Source organism: Actomonas spartinae, assembly GCF_051209155.1.
Lineage (GTDB): Bacteria > Verrucomicrobiota > Verrucomicrobiia > Opitutales > Opitutaceae > Actomonas.
On the sequence record NZ_JBPJGB010000002.1, the window covers coordinates 692,544 to 717,711 of the forward strand.

The 25,168-nt window shown below is 64.1% G+C and carries 21 protein-coding genes; 18 read left to right on the forward strand and 3 right to left on the reverse strand.

Annotated elements, in window-relative coordinates:
* Nucleotides 1–39 precede the first annotated feature (39 nt).
* Nucleotides 40–2,139, forward strand: a complete 2,100-nt coding sequence (locus AC0MRV_RS10770; protein WP_472764471.1) for a GxGYxYP domain-containing protein — start codon at nucleotides 40–42, stop codon at nucleotides 2,137–2,139.
* A gap of 95 nt (nucleotides 2,140–2,234) precedes the next feature.
* Here the strand turns inward: AC0MRV_RS10770 and AC0MRV_RS10775 are convergent, their stop codons facing one another.
* Complete coding sequence (locus AC0MRV_RS10775) at nucleotides 2,235–3,875, reverse strand: fumarate hydratase (protein WP_472764472.1); 1,641 nt, start codon at nucleotides 3,873–3,875, stop codon at nucleotides 2,235–2,237.
* A gap of 155 nt (nucleotides 3,876–4,030) precedes the next feature.
* On the opposite strand from AC0MRV_RS10775, the gene fumC reads away from it, so the two are divergent.
* Together fumC and AC0MRV_RS10785 are read left to right on the forward strand one after the other, a co-directional pair.
* A complete protein-coding gene (fumC, locus tag AC0MRV_RS10780; protein WP_472764473.1) occupies nucleotides 4,031–5,434 on the forward strand; it encodes a class II fumarate hydratase in 1,404 nt (467 codons plus the stop codon).
* A gap of 50 nt (nucleotides 5,435–5,484) precedes the next feature.
* A complete protein-coding gene (locus tag AC0MRV_RS10785) occupies nucleotides 5,485–6,837 on the forward strand; it encodes an NAD(P)/FAD-dependent oxidoreductase (protein ID WP_472764474.1) in 1,353 nt (450 codons plus the stop codon).
* On the opposite strand, the gene AC0MRV_RS10790 is transcribed toward AC0MRV_RS10785, so the two are convergent.
* On the reverse strand, nucleotides 6,831–7,328 hold the full coding sequence (locus AC0MRV_RS10790; RefSeq protein ID WP_472764475.1) for a M15 family metallopeptidase: 498 nt from the start codon (nucleotides 7,326–7,328) through the stop codon (nucleotides 6,831–6,833). The genes AC0MRV_RS10785 and AC0MRV_RS10790 overlap by 7 nt on opposite strands.
* 111 nt (nucleotides 7,329–7,439) lie before the next feature.
* Between AC0MRV_RS10790 and gspG the strand changes: the two genes are divergently transcribed.
* Nucleotides 7,440–7,892, forward strand: coding sequence for a type II secretion system major pseudopilin GspG (gene gspG, locus AC0MRV_RS10795; protein WP_472764476.1), 453 nt, complete (start codon nucleotides 7,440–7,442; stop codon nucleotides 7,890–7,892).
* 21 nt (nucleotides 7,893–7,913) lie between these two features.
* Here gspG and AC0MRV_RS10800 read toward each other — a convergent pair whose 3' ends face one another.
* Nucleotides 7,914–11,609: an alginate lyase family protein gene (locus tag AC0MRV_RS10800; RefSeq protein WP_472764477.1), complete on the reverse strand. Its 3,696-nt coding sequence runs from the start codon at nucleotides 11,607–11,609 to the stop codon at nucleotides 7,914–7,916.
* Between the two features lie 111 nt (nucleotides 11,610–11,720).
* Here AC0MRV_RS10800 and AC0MRV_RS10805 point away from each other — a divergent pair, with 111 nt between their 5' ends.
* From AC0MRV_RS10805 to AC0MRV_RS10870, 14 genes are all read left to right on the forward strand, one after another.
* The gene (locus tag AC0MRV_RS10805) at nucleotides 11,721–12,779 is read left to right on the forward strand and encodes a glycoside hydrolase family 88/105 protein (RefSeq protein WP_472764478.1); all 1,059 of its coding nucleotides are present in this window, start codon (nucleotides 11,721–11,723) and stop codon (nucleotides 12,777–12,779) included.
* A 197-nt stretch (nucleotides 12,780–12,976) separates the two neighbouring features.
* On the forward strand, nucleotides 12,977–13,501 hold the full coding sequence (locus AC0MRV_RS10810) for a pilus assembly FimT family protein (RefSeq protein WP_472764479.1): 525 nt from the start codon (nucleotides 12,977–12,979) through the stop codon (nucleotides 13,499–13,501).
* Nucleotides 13,498–13,968 (forward strand): type IV pilus modification PilV family protein, encoded by a 471-nt coding sequence (locus AC0MRV_RS10815; protein ID WP_472764480.1) that lies wholly within the window; start codon nucleotides 13,498–13,500, stop codon nucleotides 13,966–13,968. Before AC0MRV_RS10810 ends, AC0MRV_RS10815 begins: the two co-directional genes overlap by 4 nt.
* A complete protein-coding gene (locus AC0MRV_RS10820; protein WP_472764481.1) occupies nucleotides 13,965–14,624 on the forward strand; it encodes a PilW family protein in 660 nt (219 codons plus the stop codon). Before AC0MRV_RS10815 ends, AC0MRV_RS10820 begins: the two co-directional genes overlap by 4 nt.
* Entirely contained in the window at nucleotides 14,621–15,817 is a 1,197-nt protein-coding gene (locus AC0MRV_RS10825; RefSeq protein ID WP_472764482.1) for a type II secretion system minor pseudopilin, read from the forward strand. Before AC0MRV_RS10820 ends, AC0MRV_RS10825 begins: the two co-directional genes overlap by 4 nt.
* Nucleotide 15,818: 1 nt before the next feature.
* A complete protein-coding gene (locus AC0MRV_RS10830; RefSeq protein WP_472764483.1) occupies nucleotides 15,819–17,018 on the forward strand; it encodes a hypothetical protein in 1,200 nt (399 codons plus the stop codon).
* Nucleotides 17,019–17,029: 11 nt separating this feature from the next.
* Entirely contained in the window at nucleotides 17,030–17,545 is a 516-nt protein-coding gene (locus tag AC0MRV_RS10835; RefSeq protein ID WP_472764484.1) for a hypothetical protein, read from the forward strand.
* Nucleotides 17,546–17,561: 16 nt separating this feature from the next.
* A complete protein-coding gene (locus AC0MRV_RS10840; RefSeq protein ID WP_472764485.1) occupies nucleotides 17,562–18,038 on the forward strand; it encodes a MarR family winged helix-turn-helix transcriptional regulator in 477 nt (158 codons plus the stop codon).
* A gap of 107 nt (nucleotides 18,039–18,145) precedes the next feature.
* Nucleotides 18,146–19,324 (forward strand): DUF3570 domain-containing protein, encoded by a 1,179-nt coding sequence (locus AC0MRV_RS10845; RefSeq protein ID WP_472764486.1) that lies wholly within the window; start codon nucleotides 18,146–18,148, stop codon nucleotides 19,322–19,324.
* A 92-nt stretch (nucleotides 19,325–19,416) separates the two neighbouring features.
* Nucleotides 19,417–20,313, forward strand: coding sequence for an FAD:protein FMN transferase (locus tag AC0MRV_RS10850; RefSeq protein WP_472764487.1), 897 nt, complete (start codon nucleotides 19,417–19,419; stop codon nucleotides 20,311–20,313).
* Nucleotides 20,300–20,806, forward strand: a complete 507-nt coding sequence (locus AC0MRV_RS10855) for a TlpA family protein disulfide reductase (RefSeq protein WP_472764488.1) — start codon at nucleotides 20,300–20,302, stop codon at nucleotides 20,804–20,806. Before AC0MRV_RS10850 ends, AC0MRV_RS10855 begins: the two co-directional genes overlap by 14 nt.
* A gap of 5 nt (nucleotides 20,807–20,811) precedes the next feature.
* Nucleotides 20,812–21,045, forward strand: a complete 234-nt coding sequence (locus tag AC0MRV_RS10860) for a DUF4266 domain-containing protein (RefSeq protein ID WP_472764489.1) — start codon at nucleotides 20,812–20,814, stop codon at nucleotides 21,043–21,045.
* A 31-nt stretch (nucleotides 21,046–21,076) separates the two neighbouring features.
* Nucleotides 21,077–22,987 carry an immunoglobulin domain-containing protein gene (locus tag AC0MRV_RS10865; RefSeq protein ID WP_472764490.1) on the forward strand — a complete coding sequence of 637 codons (1,911 nt, stop codon included), beginning with the start codon at nucleotides 21,077–21,079 and terminating at the stop codon, nucleotides 22,985–22,987.
* A gap of 79 nt (nucleotides 22,988–23,066) precedes the next feature.
* Complete coding sequence (locus AC0MRV_RS10870) at nucleotides 23,067–25,124, forward strand: peptidylprolyl isomerase (protein WP_472764491.1); 2,058 nt, start codon at nucleotides 23,067–23,069, stop codon at nucleotides 25,122–25,124.
* Nucleotides 25,125–25,168: the final 44 nt, after the last annotated feature.

The following is a 25,168-nucleotide window of genomic DNA, read 5'->3' on the forward strand; positions in this document are numbered from 1 at the left end:
CGCACCCGTCTGGTGTAGTGAAAGACCCAATACGCCGCCATGAAAATTCATTCCCCCGTTTCGACGGTCGCGCGTGGCTTTGGCCTCTTCGTCCTGTTGACGATGGCCGGCCTGCTGCGAGCCGAACCCCAAGCGGCCGACCTGCAGGGCAGGTGGGTCCCGATCCCGGAGCAGAGCAGTGCGATCGACGTCTTTGACGGCGTGTCGCTCGACTTTCGGGAGGTCTCGGCCGACCACCTGGTGATCAACCGACGTTGGGGCACGGGGCGCTTTCAGGAAGAGCTGCTTGACCTCAGGCTGGACGGCACGGTCAACGCCGTGCCGATCGTGCACAAGGTGTTCCCGACCAATGTATTCATGGGACTGCGACGCGAGGTCGGCGGCACCAGCCGGGTCATCGCGCGGTGGGGCGAGCCCTTCCGCTCCTTCACCTTGGACGTGACCGAACCCGTGCTCTCCTCGCAAGGGCGTCACGACTTTCGGATTCATTCCAGCTTCGAGCTCAATACGGATGCGACCATCCTGACCTGGACTCTGCAGCGGCCGACGCGGCCGGCGGATGATCCCCTGATCTTCCGGTTCAAACGCGAGGGGTGGCGCGACGCCTATGTCATGGCGATGAGCGACGACTGGGGCCTCGACGAGGACCTGCCGGAGCAGGCCGCGCTGATCACGCTGCAAGGCGTGGTGAACCGCGAGAAGCCGCAGCTCTATTTCCTCTACGGGCCGCAGTGGGACTTCCGTTTCACCGGTGAGATCAAGGACTACTACCAGCAAAAGAAGGCGTTCTCCTTCAAAACGCTGAAGACCTTCAGGCAGGCGCTCACCACCTTCAAAGCCGAGGCGACACGCTACATTGTCTGGGACAAAGAGGTGCGCACCTCGCTCATCGTGTCGTTTACCCTCGCCGGTCTGGAGAACGCGATCGTGGTCTCGGAAGAGTTCATTCCGTTGATGGAGGAACTCGGGCTCGAGCAGATCGAAGACTTCCGTGGGCGTTTCACTGGGATGAAGGACGTGGAAATTTACGCGTGGGCCTACGACGCCTACTGGGACCGCTGCAACAAGGACGCCATCGTTTGGATGGGCGGTGATGCGGGGCGGCGGATGCGCCCCGGCGTGGCCGACTTCGGCATGGTGCATCGTTGTTTCTTCACCGATCTGTCCACCGACGCCAACAACCCGAAGTGGGCGGAAGAATATGCGCTCGCCGACAAGTTGATGAGCGAGCTCAACCCGCTGGCGATGTGCTTCGGCTGGCACTCCTACGGCAAGGACAAGGAGCGCGATCACGTGAAGCTGGCCTCGTCCTACGCCATCCGCGTTTCCGGCCTGCACACGCTGCCCAACACAAGTTTCAACACCCTCGTGCCGCTCACGCCGGGATTCAAATTCCGCAACCGCCACAACCTGATCCCGGGCGAACCGCGGTTGCCGGAAAAGAAAATCTACCTCGCGGCGGTGCAGACCGACTCGCTGGGCATCGGCGCCTGGACGCGTCCCGGCCGCGGCAGCATTCCCTACGCCTGGCAGGTGACCCCCAACTGGTTGTGGATGAGTCCCTCGGTGTTGGAGATGTTCTACGATCAGGCGACGGACAACGACCTCTTCATCGCGGGCCTGTCCGGCCCGGGTTACATGTATGCCAAGGCGATTCCACCGCAGTATCGTGACCAGGTGATCGCCATGTCGCGCGACATCATGGAGAAATTGGACCTGAGTGTGTTCGAGTTCATGGACTACTCCGAAGGCGCGTCGATCGAGGGCAACCCGGACCTGCCCCAGTCGGTCATCGATGCCTACTTCAAGGGACTGCCGGATGCGGTCGGCTTCATCAACGGCTACGCGCCGGCCTACACCTTCACGCATCAGGACGGACGCGCGCTGCTTTCCTACGACTATTACATGTCACCCGATCGCTCGGAGCGGGAAGTGGTGGCCGATCTGCGTGAGCTGGCGGCGATCAACGACGTGCGGCCCTATTTCCTGCTCATGCACGTGCGGCAGTGGAGCGACATCACCCGCGTGAAATCCATCCTCGATCAGCTGGGACCGGCTTTCGAGATCGTGCCGCTGGATGTCTTTCTCGAAATGGCGGCGCAGGACCCCACCTTCGAAACCTACACCAAGCCGGAGTAGGTTTCGGTCGTCGTAGTTGATGATCCAATACAAAAGCGGGCACCTGATTGGTGCCCGCTTTTTCGTCGGATTGAGTGGCGGTGAGCCGCGACCGTTCACTTGCCCGGCACGCAGGCGCTGCAGCCGTTGACGAAGAAGTCGTTGCCCTTGTCGTCGACGAGGATGAAGGCCGGGAAGTTTTCCACGTCGATCTTCCACACCGCTTCCATGCCGAGCTCGGGATACTCCAACACCTCGACCTTGCGGATGCTTTCCTTGGCGAGGATCGCGGCCGGACCGCCGATCGAGCCGAGGTAGAAACCGCCGTGCTTCTTGCAGGCGTCGGTCACGGCCTGGGAACGGTTGCCTTTGGCCAGCATGATCATGGAACCGCCGTTGGCTTGGAAGAGGTCGACGTAGCTGTCCATGCGGCCGGCGGTGGTCGGACCGAAGCTACCCGACGCGTAACCCACCGGCGTCTTGGCCGGACCGGCGTAGTAGACTGGATGATTCTTGATGTAGTCGGGCAGCCCTTCACCGGCATCGATGCGCTCCCTGAGCTTCGCGTGGGCGATGTCGCGGGCGACGATCATCGGGCCGTTGAGCAACACGCGGGTGGTAACCGGGTGCTTGCTGAGTTCGGCGAGGATGTCGGCCATCGGCTGGTTGAGATCGATGGTGACGACGTTCTCCTGCTTGAGCGTGCGCATGGACTCGGGGATGAGCTGACCCGGATCGGTCTCCATCTGCTCCAGCCAAATGCCGTCGCGGTTGATCTTGGCCTTGATGTTGCGGTCGGCGCTGCAGGACACGCCGATGCCGACCGGGCAGGATGCGCCGTGGCGCGGGAGGCGCACGATGCGGACGTCGAGGGCGAAGTATTTGCCGCCAAACTGGGCGCCGATGCCGGTGCTCTGCGCGAGCTTGAGCACCTTCTCCTCGAGTTCGAGGTCGCGGAAGGCCTGGCCCTTGTCGTTGCCGCTGGTGGGCAGGGCGTCGAGGTATTTGGTCGAGGCGAGTTTGACCGTCTTCAGGCAGGCCTCGGCGCTGGTGCCGCCGATGACAAACGTGAGGTGGTAGGGCGGGCAGGCGGCCGTGCCCAGGGTCTTCATCTTTTCGACGAGGAAGGTTTCGAGGCTCTTCGGGTTGAGCAGCGCGCGGGTCTGCTGGAAGAGGAAGGTCTTGTTGGCCGAACCGCCGCCCTTGGCGACGAAGAGGAATTTGTATTCGGCGCCGGCCGTGGCGTAGAGGTCGATCTGCGCGGGGAGGTTGGTGCCGGTGTTCTTTTCCTCGAACATCGAAAGCGGCGCGGTTTGCGAGTAACGCAGGTTCTCCTTGGTGTAGCATTCGTAAACACCTTTGGAGAGCCATTCGGCGTCGTCGGCGCCGGTCCAGACGTTCTGGCCCTTCTTGCCCATGATGGTGGCGGTGCCAGTGTCCTGGCAGAAAGGCAGGATGCCTTGGGCGGCGATCTCGGCGTTCTTGAGCAAGGTGGTCGCCACGTAGCGGTCGTTGTCCGAAGCCTCCGGGTCATCGAGGATGGCGGCGACCTGCCGCAGGTGTTTCGGGCGCAGCATGAAGGAGCAATCGTGGAAAGCCTGCTGGGCGAGGAAGGCGAGGGCCGAGGGCTCGACCTTCAAGATCGTCTGGCCTTCGAACTCGGCGGTGCTGATCCCCTCCGTGGAGAGCAGACGGTATTCGGTCTCATCCTCCCCGAGCGGGAAGGGGTCCTGGTAGACAAAGGGCGGCGTAGGCATGGCGGAAACGAAGAGCAGATTACGGTAATCGAGAAGCAACGGGGATCAGAAAATCCCGCGTGCGCAAGGATTCACAAATCCTGCGAAGTGCCGCCGATGGCCAGCCTTTGTGGGGTGCGCCTTGCTTGCGGCCCAGTCCGGCACTCCTTGTGGCTATGAATACGCGCATCGAAAAGGACACCATGGGTGAAATCGCTGTGCCGGCCGACCGGTATTGGGGCGCCCAGACTCAGCGTTCGATCGAGAATTTCCCCATCGGTCCCGCCGGTTCCATGCCCGTCGAAATCGTTCGTGCCTTCGGTCGCCTGAAGAAAGCTGCGGCCACCGCCAATGCCGCGCATGGCGTGCTGTCGGCGGAAAAAGCCGAGCTGATTGGCCGCGTCTGCGATGAGATCATCGCCGGCGAGCTCGATGACCATTTCCCCCTCGTCGTGTGGCAGACCGGCTCCGGCACCCAGTCCAACATGAACTGCAACGAGGTCATTGCCAACCGCGCCCACGTCCTGCGCGGCGGGCGGCTCGGCGAGGGCGAGCGCTTCATTCACCCCAACGACGACGTCAACCAGTCGCAGTCGTCGAACGACACCTTTCCCACCGCCATGCACTTGGCGGCCTACGACGTGGTGGTCACGCGCACGCTGCCGGCCGTGGCGCAGCTCACCCGGTCGCTGCACGAACGCGCCGAGGCCATGGCCGAGGTCGTGAAGATCGGCCGCACCCACTGGATGGACGCCACGCCGCTCACGCTCGGGCAGGAGTTCTCCGGCTACGTCGCCCAGCTTGAGAGCGGCCAACGCGCCTTGCGGCAGACCTTGCCGGACCTTGCCGAACTCGGCCTCGGTGGCACCGCGGTTGGCACCGGTCTGAACGCGCCGATCGGCTACGACGTGACCGTGGCGCGCCACCTGGCGGAGCTCACCGGCCACCCGTTTGTGACGGCGCCCAACAAATTTGCCGCGCTCGCCGCGCACGATGGTCTGGTGGGGGCGCACGGTGCCTTGAAACGCCTTGCGGTTGCGCTGACCAAGATTGCCGACGACCTGCGTCGCCTCGCCTCGGGGCCTCGAAGCGGCATCGGTGAACTCACGCTGCCGGCCAACGAACCCGGTTCATCCATCATGCCGGGCAAGGTGAACCCCACTCAGGTTGAGGCGCTCACCATGGTCTGCGCGCGGGTGATGGGCAACGACACCACCATCACCTTCGCGGGGGCCCGCGGTCAGTTTGAGCTCAATGTCTTCAAACCCGTCATCATCGATGCCTTCCTGCAATCGGCCAATCTGCTGGCGGATGCCTGCCGCAGTTTCGACGAGCGCTGCGTGGCCGGTCTCGAACCCAACCTGCCTCGGATCGCCGAGCATCTGCGCAACTCGCTCATGTTGGTGACCGCGCTGAATCCACACATCGGATACGAAAAGGCCGCGCGGGTGGCGAAGCAGGCGCACGCTGACGGCAGCACCTTGAAGGCGGCCGCCGCGAAACTGGATTTGGTTTCGGAGGCGGACTTTGACGCCTGGGTGGACCCCACGCGCATGACCGGACCGTTGGCCGGCGGCTAAACCACGCGGCCCCGTTTGCGGCGGGAGCGGCGTGAGCTTAGGGTGGCCGCATGTCCACGACCAAGGATTCCAAACTTCCCCATGTCGTTGTGCTCGGGGCCGGCTTCGGCGGCTTGAGCTTCGCGCAGACCTTTCCGTCCGACCGGGCGCGGGTGACGGTGGTCGACCGGCAGAACCATCACCTGTTTCAGCCGCTCCTGTATCAGGTGGCGACCGCCGGCTTGGCGGCCCCGGACATCGCCCAACCCATTCGGGCCATTCTGCGCGACAAGCCAAACCTGCACGTGCTGATGGCGGAGGTGAGCGGAGTCGACGCGGCGGCGCGTCGGATCGAACTCGCCGACGGTGAGGTGCTGGACTACGATTTCCTCGTCATCGCGCTGGGCGGGCGCACGTCCTACTTCGGCAACGACGAGTGGGAACAGTATGCGCCAGGGCTCAAGTCACTCGACGACGCCCAGCGCCTGCGCCGCAATCTGCTGCTGGCCTACGAACGGGCGGAGCGCGAGCCGGATGAGCAGCGGCGCCGTGAATTGATGACCACGGTGGTCGTCGGCGGCGGTCCGACTGGCGTGGAGCTGGCGGGGGCCTTCTCCGAACTGGCGCGCACCGTGTTGTATCGAGATTTTGATCACATCGATCCGCGTCAGGCGCGCATCATTCTGGTCGAGGGTAGCGATCGGCTGTTGGGACAGTTCCCCGAAGATCTCTCAGCCGACGCCCGGCGACGGCTCGAGGACATGGGCGTCGAGATTCACACCAGCACGCGCGTGACGGCCATACGCGATGGTGAGGTCGATTTCGCCGACCAGACGGTGCGGGCGGGTAATATCGTGTGGGCGGCCGGCGTCGGCGCCAATCCGGTGACTTCGTCGCTCGGGGTGGAGTGCGATCGCGCGGGGCGCATTCAGGTTGAGCCTGATCTGAGCGTGCCGGGGCACCCCGAGATCTTTGCCGTCGGCGATTTGGCGGCGCTCACTGATGCCAATGGCACCCGCGTGCCCGGCGTGGCGCAGGGCGCCATCCAAGGAGGGGCGTTTGTGGCTCGGCAGATCGCCCGCGACCTGGAGCTGCGCACGGTGCGCGAGCCGGAGCTGCGCGATGCCTTTGCCTATCGCGACAAGGGCGAGATGGCGACAATCGGGCGATCGGCGGCCGTGGCCAAGATCGGAAAACTGAAAATGACGGGATGGCCGGCCTGGATGGCGTGGCTCGCGCTGCATCTGTTTTTCCTCGTTGGGCTCAAGAACCGCATCTCTGTCCTGCTGCAGTGGATCTATGCGTATTGGACCTACAAACGCGGCGCGCGCATCATCCTTGGCATGGAGCGACTGGGGCCGCCGGGTGGCCCTCTGGCCAGCGAGCGCCAACGCCGGCCGGAACCGGCCGAGTCGGTTCACTGATCCAAGTTCCAGTGCCAGGGTTCGTGGGCGATGCCGGCCGCGTTGTGCGGCGGATAGGAGAGTCGAAACCCGAACGCGGGCGCGTGACGCCGCAACCATTCAAATTCGGGGGTGGTCGCAAACGCTTCACTCAGGTGCTCGGCGTGCGGTGAACCCAGGTCAATCGCGGTCCCCGCGTGATGTTCGCTGTGACCGGGGTGGGCGCTGACGCGCAGGATCTCGTCCAGCGACTGCCCGGTCGCCAGTTTGCGACGAACGATCCCTGCCTGGTAGGCGACACTGCGAAAACCCGAGATCAGGAGCAACTCAAGGTCTTCGCGGGCCGCGGCTTGCTGCATCTCGCGCCAAGCTTCGGCCGCGGTGGGCGTGAGCAAGACATCGCGGCCAAAGGTATCGGGACCGGCCGAAACCAGATTCGTGGCCTCCGCCACCCGCGGCATGCGCGCGACATAGTCGGCCGGCGGTGGGGGCAATGGATCTGCAGGCGTCACGAAGAACCAGCGAGCGCGAGGAAACCTCCGGACGCGAGACGCGTCTGTAACGAATACGCGAACCCGACGCGCGTCTCGACATCCTTCCCCAGCCCTTCTTATTCCTGCCTTATGTCTTTCTCCGATCGTTCTTCCCGCGCCCTGAACGCGGCCCGCAAAGGTTTCACTCTGCTCGAGATCATGGTGGTGCTTGCCATCCTCGGGCTGCTCGTCGCGGTGCTGGTGAAGAATGTGTCGGGCGACCTCACCCGGGGTGAAGAATCCGCTGCCAGCTTGTTTGTGAATTCGACCCTGGCCTCGCCGCTCACGGCCTACCGCATCGACAACGGTGACTACCCGTCGACCGCCCAGGGATTGCAGGCGCTGATCACCAAGCCGCAGAACGCGACGCGCTGGCGTGGACCCTATTACGAATCCAAGAATGGCAATGTGCCGCTCGACCCGTGGCAGCAGCCCTACGAATACCGCTACCCGGGCACCCACAACAAGAACCTCTACGACCTGTTCTCGAAGGGCCGCGACAAGACCGCCGGCACCGAGGACGACATCGGCAACTGGGAGTAAACCGCAGGCCGCCGGTCGGTCTCAGGGCAACAGCCACAGGATCGGCTGCGTGACCGCCATGTTTCGGCGCACTTCGAGGTTGCTCGGATCGGACTCGAGTCGGCTCCACTGCATGATGTAGTCACCGCGGCGAAGACGATAACCACCGATCAACAACGCGGGTTGGCGCACGGGCCACTGGGTAAAGTGGGCCACATCCCGCAGGTAGGGCCACGTTTCGCGATCCTCGAGGTAGGGCTGAAGAAACGAGACAGCCTGCGCGAGCGCATCACGCACCGGAGAATCGTAGCTCCACAGGCGATGTTCCGGCGTGCTGAGCAGCTCGGCGAGCAGGCAAACGTTGTCCAATTGAAAGATGGAGTAACCGTAGGGCTTGGTGCGGACGAGTTCGCGAGGAAAGGAACCGTCGGGCGCGAGTTGGCTAGGGAGAAGCACCTGCGTAAATTCGGTGCGCGCGCGGTCCAGGACGGCGGTGTCATCGGTGAATGTCGCGAATGCGGCAACCTGTAGCCAGTAGGCGACGCTGTGATTGTTGAGGGTGGCGGCCTCTTCCTTCCCGTTCTCGGAGGTGAGCATCCATTCGAGGTAGTCGGCGAACCACGCGCGCGTGGCGTCGACGGTGGGACTGGCGGGCAAGGCGCGGGTGGCCAGCGCGACCTCGGCGAGGTGGAGCGTATCGATGATGCCGATACCGCGGCCGGGTGTGACGCCGGGAATGGCCTGGGCAAAGCGGAGTTGCGGATTCATGCGCGTCGCCGGATCGACGAAAAACGCGCGCAAGTGCTTGCCCGCGGCCGCGGCATAGCGGTCCTCCCCGGTGAGCACGTAGGCGGCGCCGAGGTTGGCGACGTGATCGCGCATCTCGCGCATGAGCAGACGATGGGCGGAGAAAGCGTCGGGGTTGCTCTCGCCGTCGCGGCGCACATAAGGCAGGCCATCGGCGGTGTCCGGATTGGGCCACCAGTAGTCACCCATGCTCAGGAAGTCGCCGGGCTCGGCGCCGACCTTGCGGGCAAAGGCGGGCAGGGGGACGGAGCGAAAGTTGACTGGCTTGGCGGCGAGCGACGCGTCGGCCAGGCGTAGGATGCGGTCGTGGTCAATGCGTCCGACGAGGTCCCGGGCGTCGGACGGGCGCATACCGTTGATCATCGGGATGTCCGGGGCTTCGACGGTGAGCAGCGCGCTGGACACACCATCGATCTCGGCGGCGGCGCTCACGACGGCGCGCCCCCCCGGGGGCAATTCGAGTTCGATCTCGGCGCGGCCGTTGGCGAATTGCACGCGGCGGGCGGCGCGGGCAAGACCGAGGTCGGCGATGAGGCGGCCGTCGCCGGCGTGGTTCCAGCGCACGAAGTCGCGGCGGTCGAGGCAGACCACCCCGTTGGCGTCGAGCAGCTCGACCTGCACGCGGGCGCGGCCCGGGGCGGTGGCGGGGAGTTCCTGCAGGCGCAGGTGATGCGGGGCGCCCCAGGCGCGGGTTTCGTAGCGGAAGGTGAGTTCGTCGGTGCGCGTGACACCGTCCTTGGTGCCGACGGCGCGCACGTGGTTCATGCCTTCGCGGAACGCGGCCGACCAGCGCAGGCCAGCGGCGGGAAAGTCCTGACTGTCGCGGGTGCGCCGGCCGAGCGAATCGCCGTTGAGCCAGAGTTCGACGTCATCACAGTTTGAATACACCTTGAGCCAGCGTTCGGACTTGGCCTTGCCCCAGCGCACGGGCCAGCTGTGGCCGTAGATCCGGAGCATCGGTTCGGTGGCCCAGTAGGACTGGTAAACGTAGAAGACTTCCTTGGGGGTGAGATCGCGTTCGACCGCGCCCTTTTGATTCACGAACGGGACGGGATTGTCGGGCCGTAGCGGGGTGGAGAAATCCTTGAAGGGCCACATGGCGGTGCCGGTGAGCCAGGGCATGTTTTCCTGCTCCTTGAGGTGCCAGTCGACGAGGTCGGCGATGTAGGTCTCGGACCAATCGCCGTCGCGCGAGGCGCGGGCCTGGCCGCCTACGCTCATGAAATCGAGTCCGCGCTCATCGGCGGCGCCGGCGGTGGCGAGGTCACGCAGCGGAATGTAGGGGGCCTCCGCGTGGCGCCCGGCGTGACTGTCGCCGCCCCACTCGACGTGGAGGAAGTGGGGCACGCGTTCCATCTCCTTGCGCGACACCTCCTGGTATTCGGTGAATTTGCCACGATACCAGCCGGCCCAGATGGAGGGCGAATAGACGTCGACGATGTCCTTGCAGAAGTCGCAGCGGCGGATGGCGGTGACACGCGAGGGGTCGAGTTCGTGGGAGAGGTCGTGCAACTCGCGCATGAAGGTGCGGATCTTCTCTTGGTCGAATTCCGCGAAGTCGCCGGGCCAATCGTTCTCGTTGCCCAGGCCCCAGAGGATCACACTGGGATGGTTAAAATGTTGGTCGATGATGGCGCGCAGCATGGCCTTGGCCTGCGTTTGGTAGGCCTCGCCGCCCAAGCCGCCGCGGCACCAGGGAATCTCTTCCCACACCACGATGCCGAGCTCGTCGCACAGCTCGAGGATGCGGCGTGATTGTTGGTAGTGACCGAGGCGAATGAAGTTCACGCCCATTGCCTTCATCAGCCGCATTTCCTGCTCCATGAGCTCGTCGGACATGGCCGCGGCGAGGCCGGCGTGATCTTCATGGCGATGGGTGCCGCGCAGCAGCAGGCGTTCGCCGTTCAGTTTGAAAGGCCCGTGCTCGACAAACTCAAAGGTGCGCAGGCCGAAACGCGTCCACACCCGGCTGGTCGCGCCGTCCGGAGCGGTGGCGGTCACCTCAAGTCCGTAGAGATTTGGGGATTCGGGGGACCAGCGGAGCACGTCGGGCAACGTCATTGTCGGTAAGCTCTGCGCCTCCGCTGTGGGAGTCAGCCGAGTGGCGACCTCGATCGCCCCGGTGCCATCCGGCGCGGTGACGCGCAGGGTGATGGCGTGTGCTGCCGTCGCCTCGGCGATGAAACGCACGCTGACCGCGAGTGACCAGGTGCCGGAATCGGCGTCGAACGTGGGGGCGGCGTGCACGCGGGTCAGTCCGGCCGCCGGCAGGTAGACCAGATGCACCGGCCGATAGATGCCGCCGTAGAGGTTGAAGTCGCTCAGATCCGACGGGATGGCCTCGAGTTGGCGCGAATTGTCGGCGCGCACGGTGAGCGGGATGCGACCGGCCGGCACGCGGTATTCGGACGCCGGCAGGTCCGGCAGCGCCGAAGCCCGGTAGGCGGCGACCGCCGCCGTGATATCGACCGTAAATTCATCGTAGCCCCCCTCGTGGCTGGCGACGAGTTGGTCGCCGATCCAGATCTGTGCGCGTTGTCCCACACCCTCGAAATGCAGGAGCGTGCGGCCGTCGGGATGCGGGTTGTTGATTTCCAGCGCGGTGCGATACCACGCCGGCCCTTGGTGGTAGGGCTGATCCGGGTCGACCGCGTCGGTGGCATTGATCGAGTGGGGCAGGGTGACCGGCGTCCAAACTGGGAGCTGCAATGCGCGATTGTCGCTGCGCAGGCTTTCCCAGACCCCGCCCAAATCCCCGCGCACCACTTCCCAACCCTCGCGCAAGGTGGTCTGGGCCGCCCAATCGCGTGGAGCCGGGACGGTCGGATTGGCGGCCGCAATCTGCCCGAGACTGGTCAGCAGCCCGACAGCCCAAAGGACGGATTTACAACAAAACGGCCCCAATATGGGGCGATAACGGGGGGTAGACATGGGAAAGCAGGGGGTTTTGCGCGAATGGCGCGGAGGAACCGGAATCGAAAATCTGGCAGATTTAAATTCTTAATTGAAACGGAACTTCAAATATGAATTTTTATACCTGCCATGATACCCCCGCGTCTGCTCGCCGTTTTCGCCCTGCAAAGTCTGATCACCCTCACCAGCGGAGCGGAGCCCACCCCGGCGACCATGCGGCGCGTCTTCGATTGGCAGGTGGACCACCTGTGGTCGACGGACCACCCGATCGACCACCGTTGGGGACCGCGCGGTTGGGTGCACGGCGCGTTTTTGACCGGCGTGATGGAGGCCTACCGCGCTACGGGCGATGAGGCCTATCTGGATTACGCGCAACAACGAGCAGTAGCGAATGGCTGGGCCTTGGGGCCGCGATTGGAGCACGCCGATGACTATGTGATCGGGCAAACCTACCTCGAACTCGACGCCCTGCATCCCGCGCCCGCGCAGGTTGCGTCGCTCCGCAATAACTTTGACCAGTTGCTCCATGAACCGAAACCCGGCCGTGAGCTCTGGTGGTGGTGCGATGCGCTCTACATGGCGCCCCCGACCTTGGCGAAGCTGGCCGTGGCGACCGGCGACGATCGTTATTTTGCGGCCCTGGACGCTTGGTATTGGGACGTGAAAGCCTTCCTCTACGACGAGGACGAGGCCCTCTTCTACCGTGACAAACGCTTCCTTCCTCCGGCGGACGGCGAGAAGGTATTCTGGAGCCGTGGCAACGGTTGGGTGCTCGCCGGGTTGGCGCGATTGCTCGATGTGTTGCCGGCCGATTACCCGACTCGTGCGCAGTATGAAACCCTGTTCCGGGACATGGCGCGGCGCCTCATCGCATTGCAGCCAACCGACGGCCTGTGGCGGGCGAATCTCCTGCGCTCGGACACCGCGCATGGCGAAGCCAGCGGCAGTGCGTTCTTCTGCTACGCCCTCGCGTGGGGTATTCGTCACGGCTTGCTCGACGCCGCCACCGCTCGTCCGGCGGTCGAACGCGCCTGGGCGGCGCTGCTTCAATGCGTCGATGAGGCAGGTCGGCTGGGTTGGGTGCAACCCATCGGCTTTGCGCCCGATGAATACGACGCGACAACCTGGCAGGAATATGGCGCGGGCGCTTTTCTCGCGGCCGGTTCGCAAGTGATGCAGTTGCCTTGAGTCGGGGCTGCGTCGGTTCCTGGCCGATCGGGTCGGTGAAACTTTAGTGACGGCCGCGCGTCGTAGTGGGGTATGTCCGGTCGAGGGTTGTCTCGACAGGGGCAAATGCTCGGAACTTACTGCCCGTTTCATGACTCTCGCCGCCTGTTTTCGTTGGTCCTGCCCGGTTCAAACCCCGTGGGTTTGACGCTGCCCGTATGTTGACCCGCGCTCAGGCTTTTTTGGTTCGACCGGCAGTCCGTGCCTTCACGCTGTTGGAGATCATGGTGGTGATCGCCTTGGTCGGCCTGTTGGCATCGGTGCTGGCGGTCGGGGCGTCGCAACTGCTGCGCGACCGCAAGGTTCTGCCCGAGGACGTGGTGTGGGAAGCGATCGCCAAGGCGCGGGAGTTTGCCCTGCTGCACGAGACCGAGGTCTGGCTGAGTTTCGACAACGAGGAACATGTGTTCCGCGCGGTCACCGCACTCGGCTCCCGTGACATCCCGGTGCCGGAGGAAACCGATTTCGAGCTCGAGTTCCTCAGCCTGAACAAGGGCGAGCGGACCATCATGATCGGCGGGCAGCTGCTGGAGGCCGGAACGCTCAAGGGCGTGCGCTTTTTTGGCGACGGCACTTGCTCGCCGTTTCGGGCGCAGTTGCTGGTGCCCGGCGAACAACCGCTGGTGTTGGAAATCGATCCCTGGACCTGTGCGCCCGTGCTGCGCAACGAGGATAAGCGATGAGCCGGCGCAGCGCAGTCCACGGTTTCACGCTCATCGAAGTGTTGGCGGCACTCGTGATCGTCACCTTGTCCGCCGTCGTTTTGGGCGGTGCCTACGTGAACGTGTTGCAGGGCTACAAGCACGCTGCGCTCTCCACGCGCTCCAGCGCCGATGTCGCCTTTGCACGGGAGATCCTGTTTCACATCGCCGATCTGGATCAGGTGGAGGAGGGCGGCGATTTCGAGACGGCGGACGGGCGCACCGTCGAGTGGAAGGCTTCCGTCGAACCGACGGAGGTTTCGGACCTGTTTGAGGTGCGTTTCGAGGTCGTCGTGCAACACGGCTTGGGCGAGGAGGACGAGGTTGTGCAGGAGCAGTTTCGCCTCCTGCGCCCGACCTGGTCGGAGGATGCGGATCGGGACAAATTGCGGGAGGAATCTCGCAAACGCATCGAGGAGTATCTGCGCGATCGGGAGGCACGCCGATGAGTCGACGACGCGATGTGGCCCGGCGGGGCATGACCCTCATCGAACTGATGGTGGCGCTGGCGCTCGTGACCTTGGTGATCATCGGCCTGAACACCTTTGTGTTTTCGATGAGTGAGTTGTGGGGGCGGGGACGCGATTGGCGGCTCTTTGATCAACATGTGCGGGCGGTCACCCGTTTCCTGGAGCAGGAGTTGCGTGGCGCGAGTCTGCCGCCCTCGGCGGCGCCGGGGCAGTCGGCCGTGGCGGCGGCGGAAGTCGAAGTGGAGTTCGGCCGGCGGGCGGATCTGATCACCTTCGGACTGCGCGAAGGCAGCCGCCTGCTCGACTGGCCGGAGCGACCGCTGCCCGATGTGTGGTGCGCCCTGGAAGTGCGACGCGACGAAGGGCTGGTGCTGTATTGGCAGTCGGCGCTGGAGGAGGACTTCGATACCGAGGCGCCGCGCGAGCTCGTCCTCACGCCGCTGGTGACGAAGCTCTCCTATGATTATTACGATCCGGAGTTCAACCGCTGGGAGACCGAGGAGGAACTGCAACACGGTGAGGATCGCGAACTGGAAACGCCGTCGCGACTGCGGCTGACGTTTAGCTATCGCGACCAGACCGTCGAAACGGTGGTGCGCCTGCCGATGGTGGGGAAAGGACTGCCGTCGTTTTGAAGACCACGCTGCAGTCTCGCATCCGTCAGCGTGCCTCCGTGCTCATCGTGGTGCTCGTGACGATCGTTTTCGCGACCACGGCGTTGCTCGTTTTCATCGAACGCGCCAGCACCGACCTCATGGTCTACGTGCGCGACGCCGATCGCCTGCGACTGCGCCAGGAAGCCTATTCCGCGCTTGAGACCACCCTCGCCGTGCTGGTCGATTTTCAGGAGGTGATCGGCGGCCTGCACAGTCCGGCGGAAGGCTGGGCGCAACCCCTGGAATGGATCGGTTACGAGCCGCCGGATGGCATGGAAGTCGAGGTGATCTTTGAAGACGAGAGCGGCAAGATCTCCGTCGGCCAGTTGGATTTCCAAAAACTCTTCGACCTCTTCATCAACTGGAACCGCACCGAGGACGAGGCCGAGCTTTGGGCCGACGCCCTCATGGGCTGGATGAGCGAAGACTACGAGCCGCGCTCCTTCAATGCGCCGGAGGCCGAGGACTACGAACGCGATTCGCTGCCCTTCGTGCCGCCGGAACGCCCGCTCCTCAGCTTCGGCGAATTGCGCGCGATCGACGTCATCCGCGACGAGTGGTTCGACGACAATGGCCTGCCCAACGAGCTCGGTCGACGGTTCATGGCGGCGGTGTCGTTGTATAATTACAGCAGCATCAACGTGAATTCCGCGCCGGGCCAAGTGCTCGCGGCGATCGGCCGTTACGATGAAAATCAGCAGGAGTTGATGGCCGACTACCGCAGTGGCGACGGCCTTTATCGCGGCCGGGGGCAGGGGTATTTCAGTTCGACTGACGAGCTCAAGGGGGTGCTCGGCGAAGGCGCGGGTTCCGCGGATTTCGGGGTCGAGATCCAGGCCCTGCGGGTGATCATCACGGTGACGCAGGGCAAGTCCTCCTACCGGCTCAACGCCGTGATCTCGCCCAACGGCGGTGCGCGCCTGCCGGCCCTCGATCCCTTGCCCCGCAAGGTGTCCGACGCTCAGCGCGCGGCGGCCGATTCGGAGGCCGCGGAAGACTCCGCCGGCGCCGACTCGAGCGACGGGCAGCGCTACTCGGCCGCGGAACTTGCGGCGGCCGAAGGCGACGAATCAAAAATCCAAGACATCGAGTATCCCTTTACACTGCTGGAGATTCGCGAGATTGATGCCCCGCCGCTCTTGGCGGATGCTTCCGCCAGCCCGGAGTCCTGACATGCCCTCCCTTTCCTCACGCCTTTCGGTCTTCAAGACGCGCCCGCGGTCGGTCGTGCTGCTGCCCGATCACCGCTTCTTCGTCCGTTCGGTGCCGCTCTCCCGTGATGCCGAGGCGGGCAGTGAGCGCGACCAGATCGAGCTCGCGCTCGAGGGCATGGCCCCGTTCCCGCTCGCGCAACTGTATTGGGGGTATTGGAGCCGCCCCGACTGCGACCGGGCACTGGTTTTCGCCGCCTACAAAAAACGCTTCATGGCGGACGCGACCGAAGACTGGGCGGAGGCCGAATGGGTGGCGCCGCGTTTCGCCGCGCTGCTGGCGGGCGACGCTCCGGCGCCGGCGACCACCTGGTTGCTGCGTAGCGAGGAGGGACTGACGGCCCTGCACTTCGGCGACGCCACCGGCGTGCCGACCCAGGTGCGCTCGATTGAACTTTCCGATGAAGCCACCGAAGCGGAGCTGCGCGCCGCCCGCGAGCAACTCATCAAAGCTGCCGGGGGCAGTCGCTCGGTGCAGGACATCGACGACCTGGTGGTCGATCCCGGTCAGCCCGGCGACGACGAGCTCGAAATCCAGCGGGGCGCCGCCAAACACGAACTCAGCCTCAACGACGCCCAACGCCTCGATGTGCGTGATCAGGACGAGTTGACCGCCCGCCGTCGGGCGCGGGTGCGTGACACCTGGATGTGGCGCACGCTGGTGGCCGCGGCGTTGGTGCTGCTGCTTTCGGCGCTGAGCGAAGCGACGCTCTTTGGCCTCGAACTCTGGCAGAAAGGCCGGCGCGCCCAGATCGCCGCACAGACTCCCGTGGTGAACGAAATTGAAACCGCCCAACGTCTCGCCAGCCGCATCGAGGAGCTGCGCACCCAACGCCTGCGGCCCTTCGAAATGATCGCGCTGGTGGATGGTCCGCGGCCCGAGAGCATCATCTTCATCGAGACCGAGGCGACGGGACTTTACACCATGGAAATCGAGGCCGAGACCGACAATCAGGCCGATGTGGATGTCTACATCAACCAGCTCCAGGCCCTCGATGCCACGGAGAACGTGGAATCGCTCGGACTCAACGCCCGCGGCGGTCGCTCCACACTGACGCTGCGGGTGACCTTTTCGCCCAATGCCTTCGACACGCGCGCGCCGGAAGCACCGGTGGCCGAGGATGTCGCCGCGACCGATGGGGAAGGGGAGGTGTCGTCGTGAGAGCGTGGTTCATGGGCAAACTCGCGCGGGAAAAGATCCTGTTGCTGGCCTTTCTCGTCGCCGCCGCAGTCCTGTGGTCGAGCGACCTGAGCGAACGCCTGCGCGATTCGATTTACGAGGTAAAGATGACCAGCGGCACCCTGGGCACTCAGTCGCAGTGGTTGGCCGATCGAGAGCGCATCGAGGCCGAAGCGCGCGCGGCGGTCGAGGACCTCGACAGCTCGCGCACCTACAACAGCGTGCGTCTCTCGGCTGAGATGAACACCCTCGCCAACCAGGCCGGCATCGCTTCGACCCTGCGCTCCAATGTCATCGGCACGCAGCAGACCGCGCAGTTTTCCGTGCACCAGGTCGAACTCACGCTCACGCGCGTGCCGTGGAGCAACCTCCTGCAGTTTTATGAAGCGCTCTCGCAGCGGGCGCCCTACATCAGCATCGAGCGTTTCCGACTGTATTCAGTGCGCAGTGACACCTCCTTGCTCAACGCGCAGTTGTTGGTTTCCTCGGTTGAGATCCAGAATCCCTGAGTCTTCTTGAGCAGCCATGCCTTCGTCCGCTCCCATTGCCGATGATCTCGCTCCCACGGCGGCCCAGTGTCGCGCCGCGGCCGAGGTCTGCGCGTGCTTCAACGTGCGGCGCACGGCGCGCCTGGTGACGCAGGTCTACGACGAAGCCTTGGCGGGGGTGAAGGTGAGTTCGGGGCAGTTCGTCATTTTGCTCACCGCTCGCATCGTGGGCTCGGCCACCATGCAGGAGCTGGCGGAGGCGGTGTCGCTCGACCGATCGGCGCTGTCGCGATCGCTGCAGCCCTTGGTCGCGCGAAAACTGCTCCGCGTCTCCGTGGGCCAGGATCGGCGTCGGCGTGAGGTCTCCATCACGCCGGCCGGGCTGCAGTTGCTGGCGGACGGGACGCCCTTTTGGGAACGAGCCCAGCAACATCTTCAAACCGCCTTGGGCGAGAAGGGCTTCGTGGGCTTGCTGCGCACGAGTCGCGAGAGCTTCCAACGACTGTCGGTCTGAGAACCCAAATTTCTTCGATCTTCACGGGGAACTTTTTTGCCAGTGATTGTCTCTTTTGTGGTCAAAGCGGGTAGATGCACGTTTTGACCCGGCTTTCCCAAATCACTATGTTTACCCCAGTTTCGCGATTCGCGGCCGCCTCCAGCCGTTTGCGTGTCCTTTGTTTGGCTTGGATGCTCAGCCTCCTGCTCCCTCAACGTTCGGCGCGGGCGGAGGATAGCCTGTATTACAAGTTTCAATCCTGGCAGGAGGACGACGGCCGAGTTCGGGTCGACGCGCACTACGCGCAGGCGGAGACGACGTTATCCAACGAAACCAAACTGAAGCTGGTGGGGCTGGTCGATACCATCACTGGCGCGACTCCTTCCGGGCAGCCGCCGCCGGCGGGGTCAGAGCAAGTGCCGCTCTCCACGCTCACCGACCGTCGTGAAGCGGCGCAGGTGGAGGTGTCACATCCCTTTGCGCGGGTGACTCTGACCGCTGGTTACGGTCGCAGCGTCGAGAGCGACTACGTTTCGGATGTCTGGTCCCTGAACAGCCTATGGGACTTCAACCAAAAGAACACCACCTTGCTCCTCGGCTACGCGCGGGCCGACGATGACGTGACGGCTGCGGTCCTGCCGGGCCCGCGCGGGAAAGTGGTCGAGGATGCGATCATCGGCATCACCCAGGTGCTGAGCCCACGCACGGTGCTCACGGCCAATTTAAGCTACGGCTATGCGAGCGGTTATCTCTCCGATCCCTACAAGATCGTGCAGCGGCGCACCGAGGTGATTCCGGGCCTGGAGCTCAATCTGACTTTCCCGGAAAATCGCCCCGACTCGAAAGAGAAGTGGATCGGTTATTTCCGCCTCAATCACGCCTTCGAACCGCTCAACGCGGCGGTCGAGACCTCGTATCGCTGGGTCGATGATTCCTACGGCACGACGAGTCACACCCTTGAAGCGGCCTGGTTTCAGCGTTTCGGCGAACGGCTGATTGTGCGACCGGCGGTGCGTTATTACCAACAATCCGCCGCCGATTTTTACCGGGTCACGTTCACGGGCACGTCGATTGTGCCGGAGAATGTGGCGACGGGGCAGGCCCCCTACTATTCGTCCGACTATCGGCTTTCCGGCATGAACACCTGGATGGTCGGATTGAAGGTGCTGTGGAAGATCACTGATTGGTGCGAGGTCGATGCGACGGTGGAGCGCTACCTGATGGAGGGGCGCGATGGCGTCACGCCGCGAAGCGCCTACGTCGATGCCGATGTCTTTACGGTGGGGGTGCGGTTATGGCGATGATCCAGCCCGCGTCTCGCCAGGACGGTGCCGCCGGGGCCCAAGCGACGATGACCCCAGGTGACGTGCCACTGCGGCGACTCGATTTTCGCGCGATGGGCACGCGTTGTTTTGTGCAGTATGCGACCACCGACGCGGCGGCGGGCGCGGCGTATGAGCACGCGGTGCAGACCTGGGTGCAAAACTTCGAGGCGCGCTACACGCGCTTTCGCGACGACAGTATCGTTGGTCGCATCAACCTCGCCGCCGGCAACGGCGAGTGGATCGAAATCGACGCCGAGATGGAGCGTATGCTCGAGATGGCGGGCATGGTGCATTTCATGACGCGCGGCATCGTCGACTCCACCGCGGGGCCGCTGGCGCGCCTGTGGGACTATCATCAACCCAAGCCCACTTTGCCGCCGCCCGAGCGCGTCGACGAGGTGCTCGCGCTGGTGGGGTGGTCGAAAGTCGAACGCGAAATGGGTCGCGTGCGCCTGCCGCGCGCGGGCATGTCGCTCGACTTCGGCGGTTGGGGCAAGGAGCTGGCGGTCGACACCGTGACCCAGCTCGCCGGTCAGCATGGCATCGCCAATGTGTTGGTGGATTTCGGTCACGACATCCGCGTTGCCGGCACGCCGCCGGGCCGTCCGGCTTGGCATGTGGGGCTGGAGGATCCCAACCAACCCGGCGCGATGTGGGGCAGTATCGGGCTCAGCAATCTCGCGGTTGCCAGCTCCGGCGATTACCAGCGTGGTTTTGTCATCGATGGCCAGCGCTACGGGCACATCCTCGACCCGCGCAACGGTCGACCGGTGGCCAATGGTCTGCGCCAGGTCACGGTGGTGGCCACGAGTTGTCTGCAGGCGGGAATGCTCGCGACGGCGGCTTTTGTCGAAGGGCCCGATCGCGGACTGGAGTTGATTCAACAAACGATGGGAGCCGAAGGCTGCATGGTCTCGGCTCACGCCAAACACCAAACCCGGGGATTTTTTCATCATGTGGTCTCTTAAATCGTCCTCCTGGCGCCGCCTGGCCGGAGCCTTCGCCGCGGTCCTCGTGGCGACCGCCGCTTCCGCCGCCCTCGCCCCCGGTGACCCCCTCCCGGATTTTTCGGCGTATGAGCTTTCCGGTGAGGTGCCGGATCTGCGGGGCAAGGTCGTGCTGGTCGACGTGTGGGCCTCGTGGTGTGCGCCGTGCAAGGCGTCGTTCCCGGCCTTCAACACGCTGCAGGCCGAACTCGGCCCGGATGGGTTCGTGATCCTTGCCGTGAGTGTCGATCGCAAGGCCTCCGCCTATGCGAAGTTCATTGAGCGGCTCGATGCCTCCTTTGCCACGGTGCATGACGCCAAACAATCGTTGGTCGCGACGCTTTCCCCGCCGGCCATGCCCACCAGTTACCTCTTCGGTCGCGATGGTCGTCTGCGATCGGTCCACACCGGATTTCACGGCGACTCGACGGTCGATGAACTGCGCGCCGAAATCACCCGATTGCTGAAAGAATGAACCCCATGAAGTCTCCCCGTTTTCGACTCCTGCTCCTCTCCCTGACCCTGCTCGGCGCCGGCCTCGGGCTGACGGGGTGTCAAACCGTGCAACCCTGGGAGCGCGAGCTGCTGGCCGACTACACCATGCGGCCCGATCGCGATCCGCTGCACGAGACGATGTCGGAACACATCTATTTTTCGCGCGAGGCTTCGGCCGGCGGCAAAGGCGTCGGCGCCTCCGGCTGCGGCTGCAACTAACCCCCATCGAAACCACTTATATCTCTACCCCATGCATTCCCTGACTTTGCTCTACTTTCGCTTTCGCTGGCTACATGTGCCCGGCGCCCTGCTCGTGTTCCTACTGCAGCGGACGCCGCTGGTGCGGGCCGTGGTCTCGACCGAGTTCGTGCTTACGTCCTCGATCAGCTCGGTCCTAAAAGGCACGCTGGGTGTCGTTGCGGCGATGGGAGCCGTGCAGACGGTGGCTGGGGCCACTGAAATCGATCCGGCTCCCGGCGCCGACGGCAACCCGGCCAATGGGACGGTGGGTGAGCCCTTCACCGGAGGGTTCGCGGTCGTTGGCGCCCCGGCGGTCGCGGCCTCCTACCAGATTACCGGAACGATTCCCGAGGGCCTAACGGTGTCGGGCCTCACCGGAGACACGGTCAACGCTAGCGTGGTCACGATAACCGGGACTCCCACGGTAGCCGGTAATTTTGATCTCACGGTGCGAGCGTGGAAAGGACCCAATAAAACCGATCTCGGTGGCACACCGTCCTTCACTTATTCCATTCACATCGGCGCCGCGGCGGGGACCGCGCCATCCTTCACTACGCAACCGGTGTCGCAGACCGTGGATGAGGGGGCTAATGTCAATTTCACCGCCGCCGCCTCCGGCGATCCAACTCCCACCTTTCAGTGGCGCAAGGACGGCGTGAACATTGGCGGAGCGACCGCGGCAACCTTGAGCCTCACGAGTGTCGGCACCACCGACGCCGGTTCCTACACCGTGGTGGCGACCAACAGCGAGGGCAGCGCGACTTCGAATGCGGCGACCTTGACCGTCAATCAGGTGAGTTCGGGTGAGCTGACGGTGGTTCAGCAACCATCCAGCCGCGACGTCGACGCCGGGGCGAGCGTGACCCTTTCGGTCGGTGTTTCCACCGCGACCGGCAATACTTACCAGTGGTTCTTCCACCGTTCCGGCCTGCCCGCACCGCAGGCGATCAGTGGAGCGACCAGCGCCACTTACACGGACAGCAACGTGCAGGCGTCCGACATGGGGGCATACTTCGTGCGGGTCACCAACGGCACCCAGTCGGTCGATTCCCAGGCCGTTCTGGTGACGCTGTCCGGTGGCAGCAGCCGACTCGCCAATCTCTCCACGCGTGGACGCATTGCCGCCGGCGGTGAATTGAAACCGGGCTTCGTTCTTGGCGGCACCGGCAACAAGCAACTGCTCGTGCGTTCCATCGGCCCGACGTTGACGGCTCCCCCGTTCAACCAACAGGGATACATCTCCGATCCTTTCATGGAGGTCATCCCGCTGGGCGGTTCGACCGCGGTGGAGAGCAGCGATAACTGGGGCGACGAAAGCAATCCCGCCGCCATTCGCGATACCGCCAGCGCGGTCGGCGCGTTTGCGCTACTCGAAGGCTCCGCCGACGCCACGCTACTGAAGTCTTTGCCGCTCCCCAACGCCGCCGGCACGAAGGGCTACTCCGTGCGAATGGTGAATCGGGTTGCCGGCGAATCCGGTTTGGCGATTGCGGAGGTCTATGATCCCGATCTGACCAGCTCGCAGCGGCTCGTGAATGTCTCTGCGCTCGGTTTCAGCGGCAACGGCGCTGATGCCCTGGTGCCCGGTTTCGTCATCTCCGGCACCGCTGCCAAGACGATGCTCATTCGCGTGGTGGGTCCGTCCCTGACCGATTTCGGTGTCACTGGAGTCATGGCCGATCCCCGGTTGAGTGTGATCCCGATTAGCCAGAATTTTGTGGTCGCGAGCAACGATAACTGGGGAGGCACCCCGGAGCTCAAGGCCGCATTCGCATCGACCGGGGCGTTCAGTCTGCAGTCCGACGCATCGCTCGACGCCGTCGTATTGGTGCGTCTGCCGCCCGGCGGCTACTCTGTGGTGGTGAAGGGCGCAAACGACACCACCGGTAACGTGATTGTCGAAGCCTACGAGGTCGACTGAGCGGGGCGGACGGGCAATTTGGGCAAAACAGACCTTGCGGCGGCACCAAGTCCGCCAACGGTGGTCTCTTTTGCCCTCCATGACCCGCCCCCTGTTTCGTTCTCTCCTTCTTTCCCTCGCCGCCGCTGGCGGCTTGTTTGCCCAGGATCTCCCGCTGCCCACTGGGGCGGTTCCGGTGGTTTCGGCGTCATTGCCCAACCTTTCGGGTCAGGTAGGCGGCCCGACCGTCGATCTCGACCTGACCGGCCATTTTGGCCTCAACACGGCCCGTTCGACCTTTGTCCGTTTCGACATGACCTTCGGCAAGGTCGACATAGAGGTGCTTGAGGATCTGGCCCCGCAAAATGCGGCTAACTTTCTGGCGCTGACCCGAGCCGGATATTACGACAACACCATCATTCATCGGGCGGTCGATTTCTCCGACGAAGATTTCTACAGCAATATCGTCCAAGGCGGCGAATTCTCCAACGTGGATGATCCTCAACCCATCGAAGACTTTGGCAATGTGCCCTTGGAGATCAGCATCCCCAATGCTCGTGGCACGATCGCCATGGCGCGTATCGGCGGACAGCCCAACTCAGCCAACACCAGCTGGTTCTTCAATGTGAACGACAACAGCGAGATCCTCGGCGTGGAGAACGACGGCGGTTATTCCGTGTTTGGGAAGGTTGTTGGCTCCGGCATGAAGGTCTTGGACCAAATCGCGTTGATCGATTATTTTCAATACAACCTCACCTTCCAAAGCATTCCGCTGCGTTTCTACTCCGGTGGTGTCTTCACCACGAACAACTTCGTGAAGGTCTTCACCGTGAAGGATATTCCGGTGTATCCGTCATCCAATGACGATGAGGCCGTGCTTACCTTCAGTGCGACGAGTTCAAATGCTGCCGTTGTCTCGGTAGCGGTTGAGGGTTCCACCCTCACGCTCACCCCAGGCGTGGCGGGTGACGCCACCGTCACCGTTGCGGCTGAGACGAGCAGCGGTGATCGAATCGAGGGGTCGTTCACCTTTTCCTCCGGCGGGCTCGTGATCAGCGCGCAGCCCGAGGACCAATCCGTCGCGGTTGGCGGTTCCGCGACCCTGTCGGTGACCGCTCCCGCCGCATCCGGCACCAATACCTACCAGTGGTATTTTTATCGCTCCGGTATGTCGGGTCCGCAGGCCATTGCCGGTGCGACCGGCGCGACCTACACCGACAACAACGTGCAGAATGCCGATATGGGCGCCTACTTCGTGCGGGTGACCAACGGCGACACCACGCTGGAATCCGAGGCCGCGCTTCTCACCACCACGGGCGGTAGCAGCCGCCTCGCCAACCTCTCCACTCGCGGCCGCATCGCCGCCGGCGGGGAACTCACTCCCGGTTTTGTGCTCGGCGGCAGTGGGGCGAAGCAGCTCCTCGTTCGTGCGGTCGGTCCCACCCTCATGGAGGACTTTGGCCAGACCGGTTACATCACGAACCCCAGCTTCGAAGTCATTCCCCAGGGCAGCGCCACTGTCGTTGAAACCAGCGACGACTGGGGGAGTCAGTCCAACGCGGCCGAGATTCGCACGGTTTCGTCCTCTCTGGGTGCCTTCCCGCTGGTCGAGGGTGGTGCCGATGCCGCCTTGCTCAAGTCGCTGCCGCTGCCCAACGCGGCCAACAGCAACGGCTACTCCGTGCGCGTCAAAAACCTGACTGCCGGTGAAGCGGGTCTGGCCATCGCCGAGGTCTATGACCCGGACCTTAACAGTCCCCAGCGTCTCGTGAACGTATCCGCGCTCGGTTTCAGTGGCACCGGCGCCGACGCGCTCACCCCGGGATTCGTGATTTCGGGCACCGGCGCCAAGACGATGCTCATCCGCGTGGTCGGTCCTTCGCTCGAAGCCTACGGTGTCACCGGCCGCATGGCCGACCCGCGTCTGCGCGTCGTGCCGCTCGGCCAAAGCTTCACCGTGGCCAGCAATGACAACTGGAGTGGCACGGCCGAGCTCAAGGCCGCCTTTGCCAGCACGGGGGCGTTCCAGTTTTCCGCCGACAACTCGCTCGACGCCGCGGTGCTGGTGCGTCTGCCGCCGGGCGGTTATTCGGTGGTCGTCGCCGGCGCCAATGGCGGCACGGGCAACGTGATCGTCGAGGCCTACGAGGTCGAGTAAGCCACGCACGTCTTCAATCTTCCGAAGCCGGGGTCCTCGACCCC

Bases quoted from the DNA above. Each gene is read 5' to 3' on its own strand.
- AC0MRV_RS10770 (WP_472764471.1), top strand. From the start codon at position 40: ATGAAAATTCATTCCCCCGTTTCGACGGTCGCGCGTGGCTTTGGCCTC.
- AC0MRV_RS10775 (WP_472764472.1), bottom strand. From the start codon at position 3,875: ATGCCTACGCCGCCCTTTGTCTACCAGGACCCCTTCCCGCTCGGGGAG.
- fumC (WP_472764473.1), top strand. From the start codon at position 4,031: ATGAATACGCGCATCGAAAAGGACACCATGGGTGAAATCGCTGTGCCG.
- AC0MRV_RS10785 (WP_472764474.1), top strand. From the start codon at position 5,485: ATGTCCACGACCAAGGATTCCAAACTTCCCCATGTCGTTGTGCTCGGG.
- gspG (WP_472764476.1), top strand. From the start codon at position 7,440: ATGTCTTTCTCCGATCGTTCTTCCCGCGCCCTGAACGCGGCCCGCAAA.
- AC0MRV_RS10800 (WP_472764477.1), bottom strand. From the start codon at position 11,609: ATGTCTACCCCCCGTTATCGCCCCATATTGGGGCCGTTTTGTTGTAAA.
- AC0MRV_RS10805 (WP_472764478.1), top strand. From the start codon at position 11,721: ATGATACCCCCGCGTCTGCTCGCCGTTTTCGCCCTGCAAAGTCTGATC.
- AC0MRV_RS10810 (WP_472764479.1), top strand. From the start codon at position 12,977: ATGTTGACCCGCGCTCAGGCTTTTTTGGTTCGACCGGCAGTCCGTGCC.
- AC0MRV_RS10815 (WP_472764480.1), top strand. From the start codon at position 13,498: ATGAGCCGGCGCAGCGCAGTCCACGGTTTCACGCTCATCGAAGTGTTG.
- AC0MRV_RS10820 (WP_472764481.1), top strand. From the start codon at position 13,965: ATGAGTCGACGACGCGATGTGGCCCGGCGGGGCATGACCCTCATCGAA.
- AC0MRV_RS10830 (WP_472764483.1), top strand. From the start codon at position 15,819: ATGCCCTCCCTTTCCTCACGCCTTTCGGTCTTCAAGACGCGCCCGCGG.
- AC0MRV_RS10835 (WP_472764484.1), top strand. From the start codon at position 17,030: ATGGGCAAACTCGCGCGGGAAAAGATCCTGTTGCTGGCCTTTCTCGTC.
- AC0MRV_RS10840 (WP_472764485.1), top strand. From the start codon at position 17,562: ATGCCTTCGTCCGCTCCCATTGCCGATGATCTCGCTCCCACGGCGGCC.
- AC0MRV_RS10845 (WP_472764486.1), top strand. From the start codon at position 18,146: ATGTTTACCCCAGTTTCGCGATTCGCGGCCGCCTCCAGCCGTTTGCGT.
- AC0MRV_RS10850 (WP_472764487.1), top strand. From the start codon at position 19,417: ATGGGCACGCGTTGTTTTGTGCAGTATGCGACCACCGACGCGGCGGCG.
- AC0MRV_RS10855 (WP_472764488.1), top strand. From the start codon at position 20,300: ATGTGGTCTCTTAAATCGTCCTCCTGGCGCCGCCTGGCCGGAGCCTTC.
- AC0MRV_RS10860 (WP_472764489.1), top strand. From the start codon at position 20,812: ATGAAGTCTCCCCGTTTTCGACTCCTGCTCCTCTCCCTGACCCTGCTC.
- AC0MRV_RS10865 (WP_472764490.1), top strand. From the start codon at position 21,077: ATGCATTCCCTGACTTTGCTCTACTTTCGCTTTCGCTGGCTACATGTG.
- AC0MRV_RS10870 (WP_472764491.1), top strand. From the start codon at position 23,067: ATGACCCGCCCCCTGTTTCGTTCTCTCCTTCTTTCCCTCGCCGCCGCT.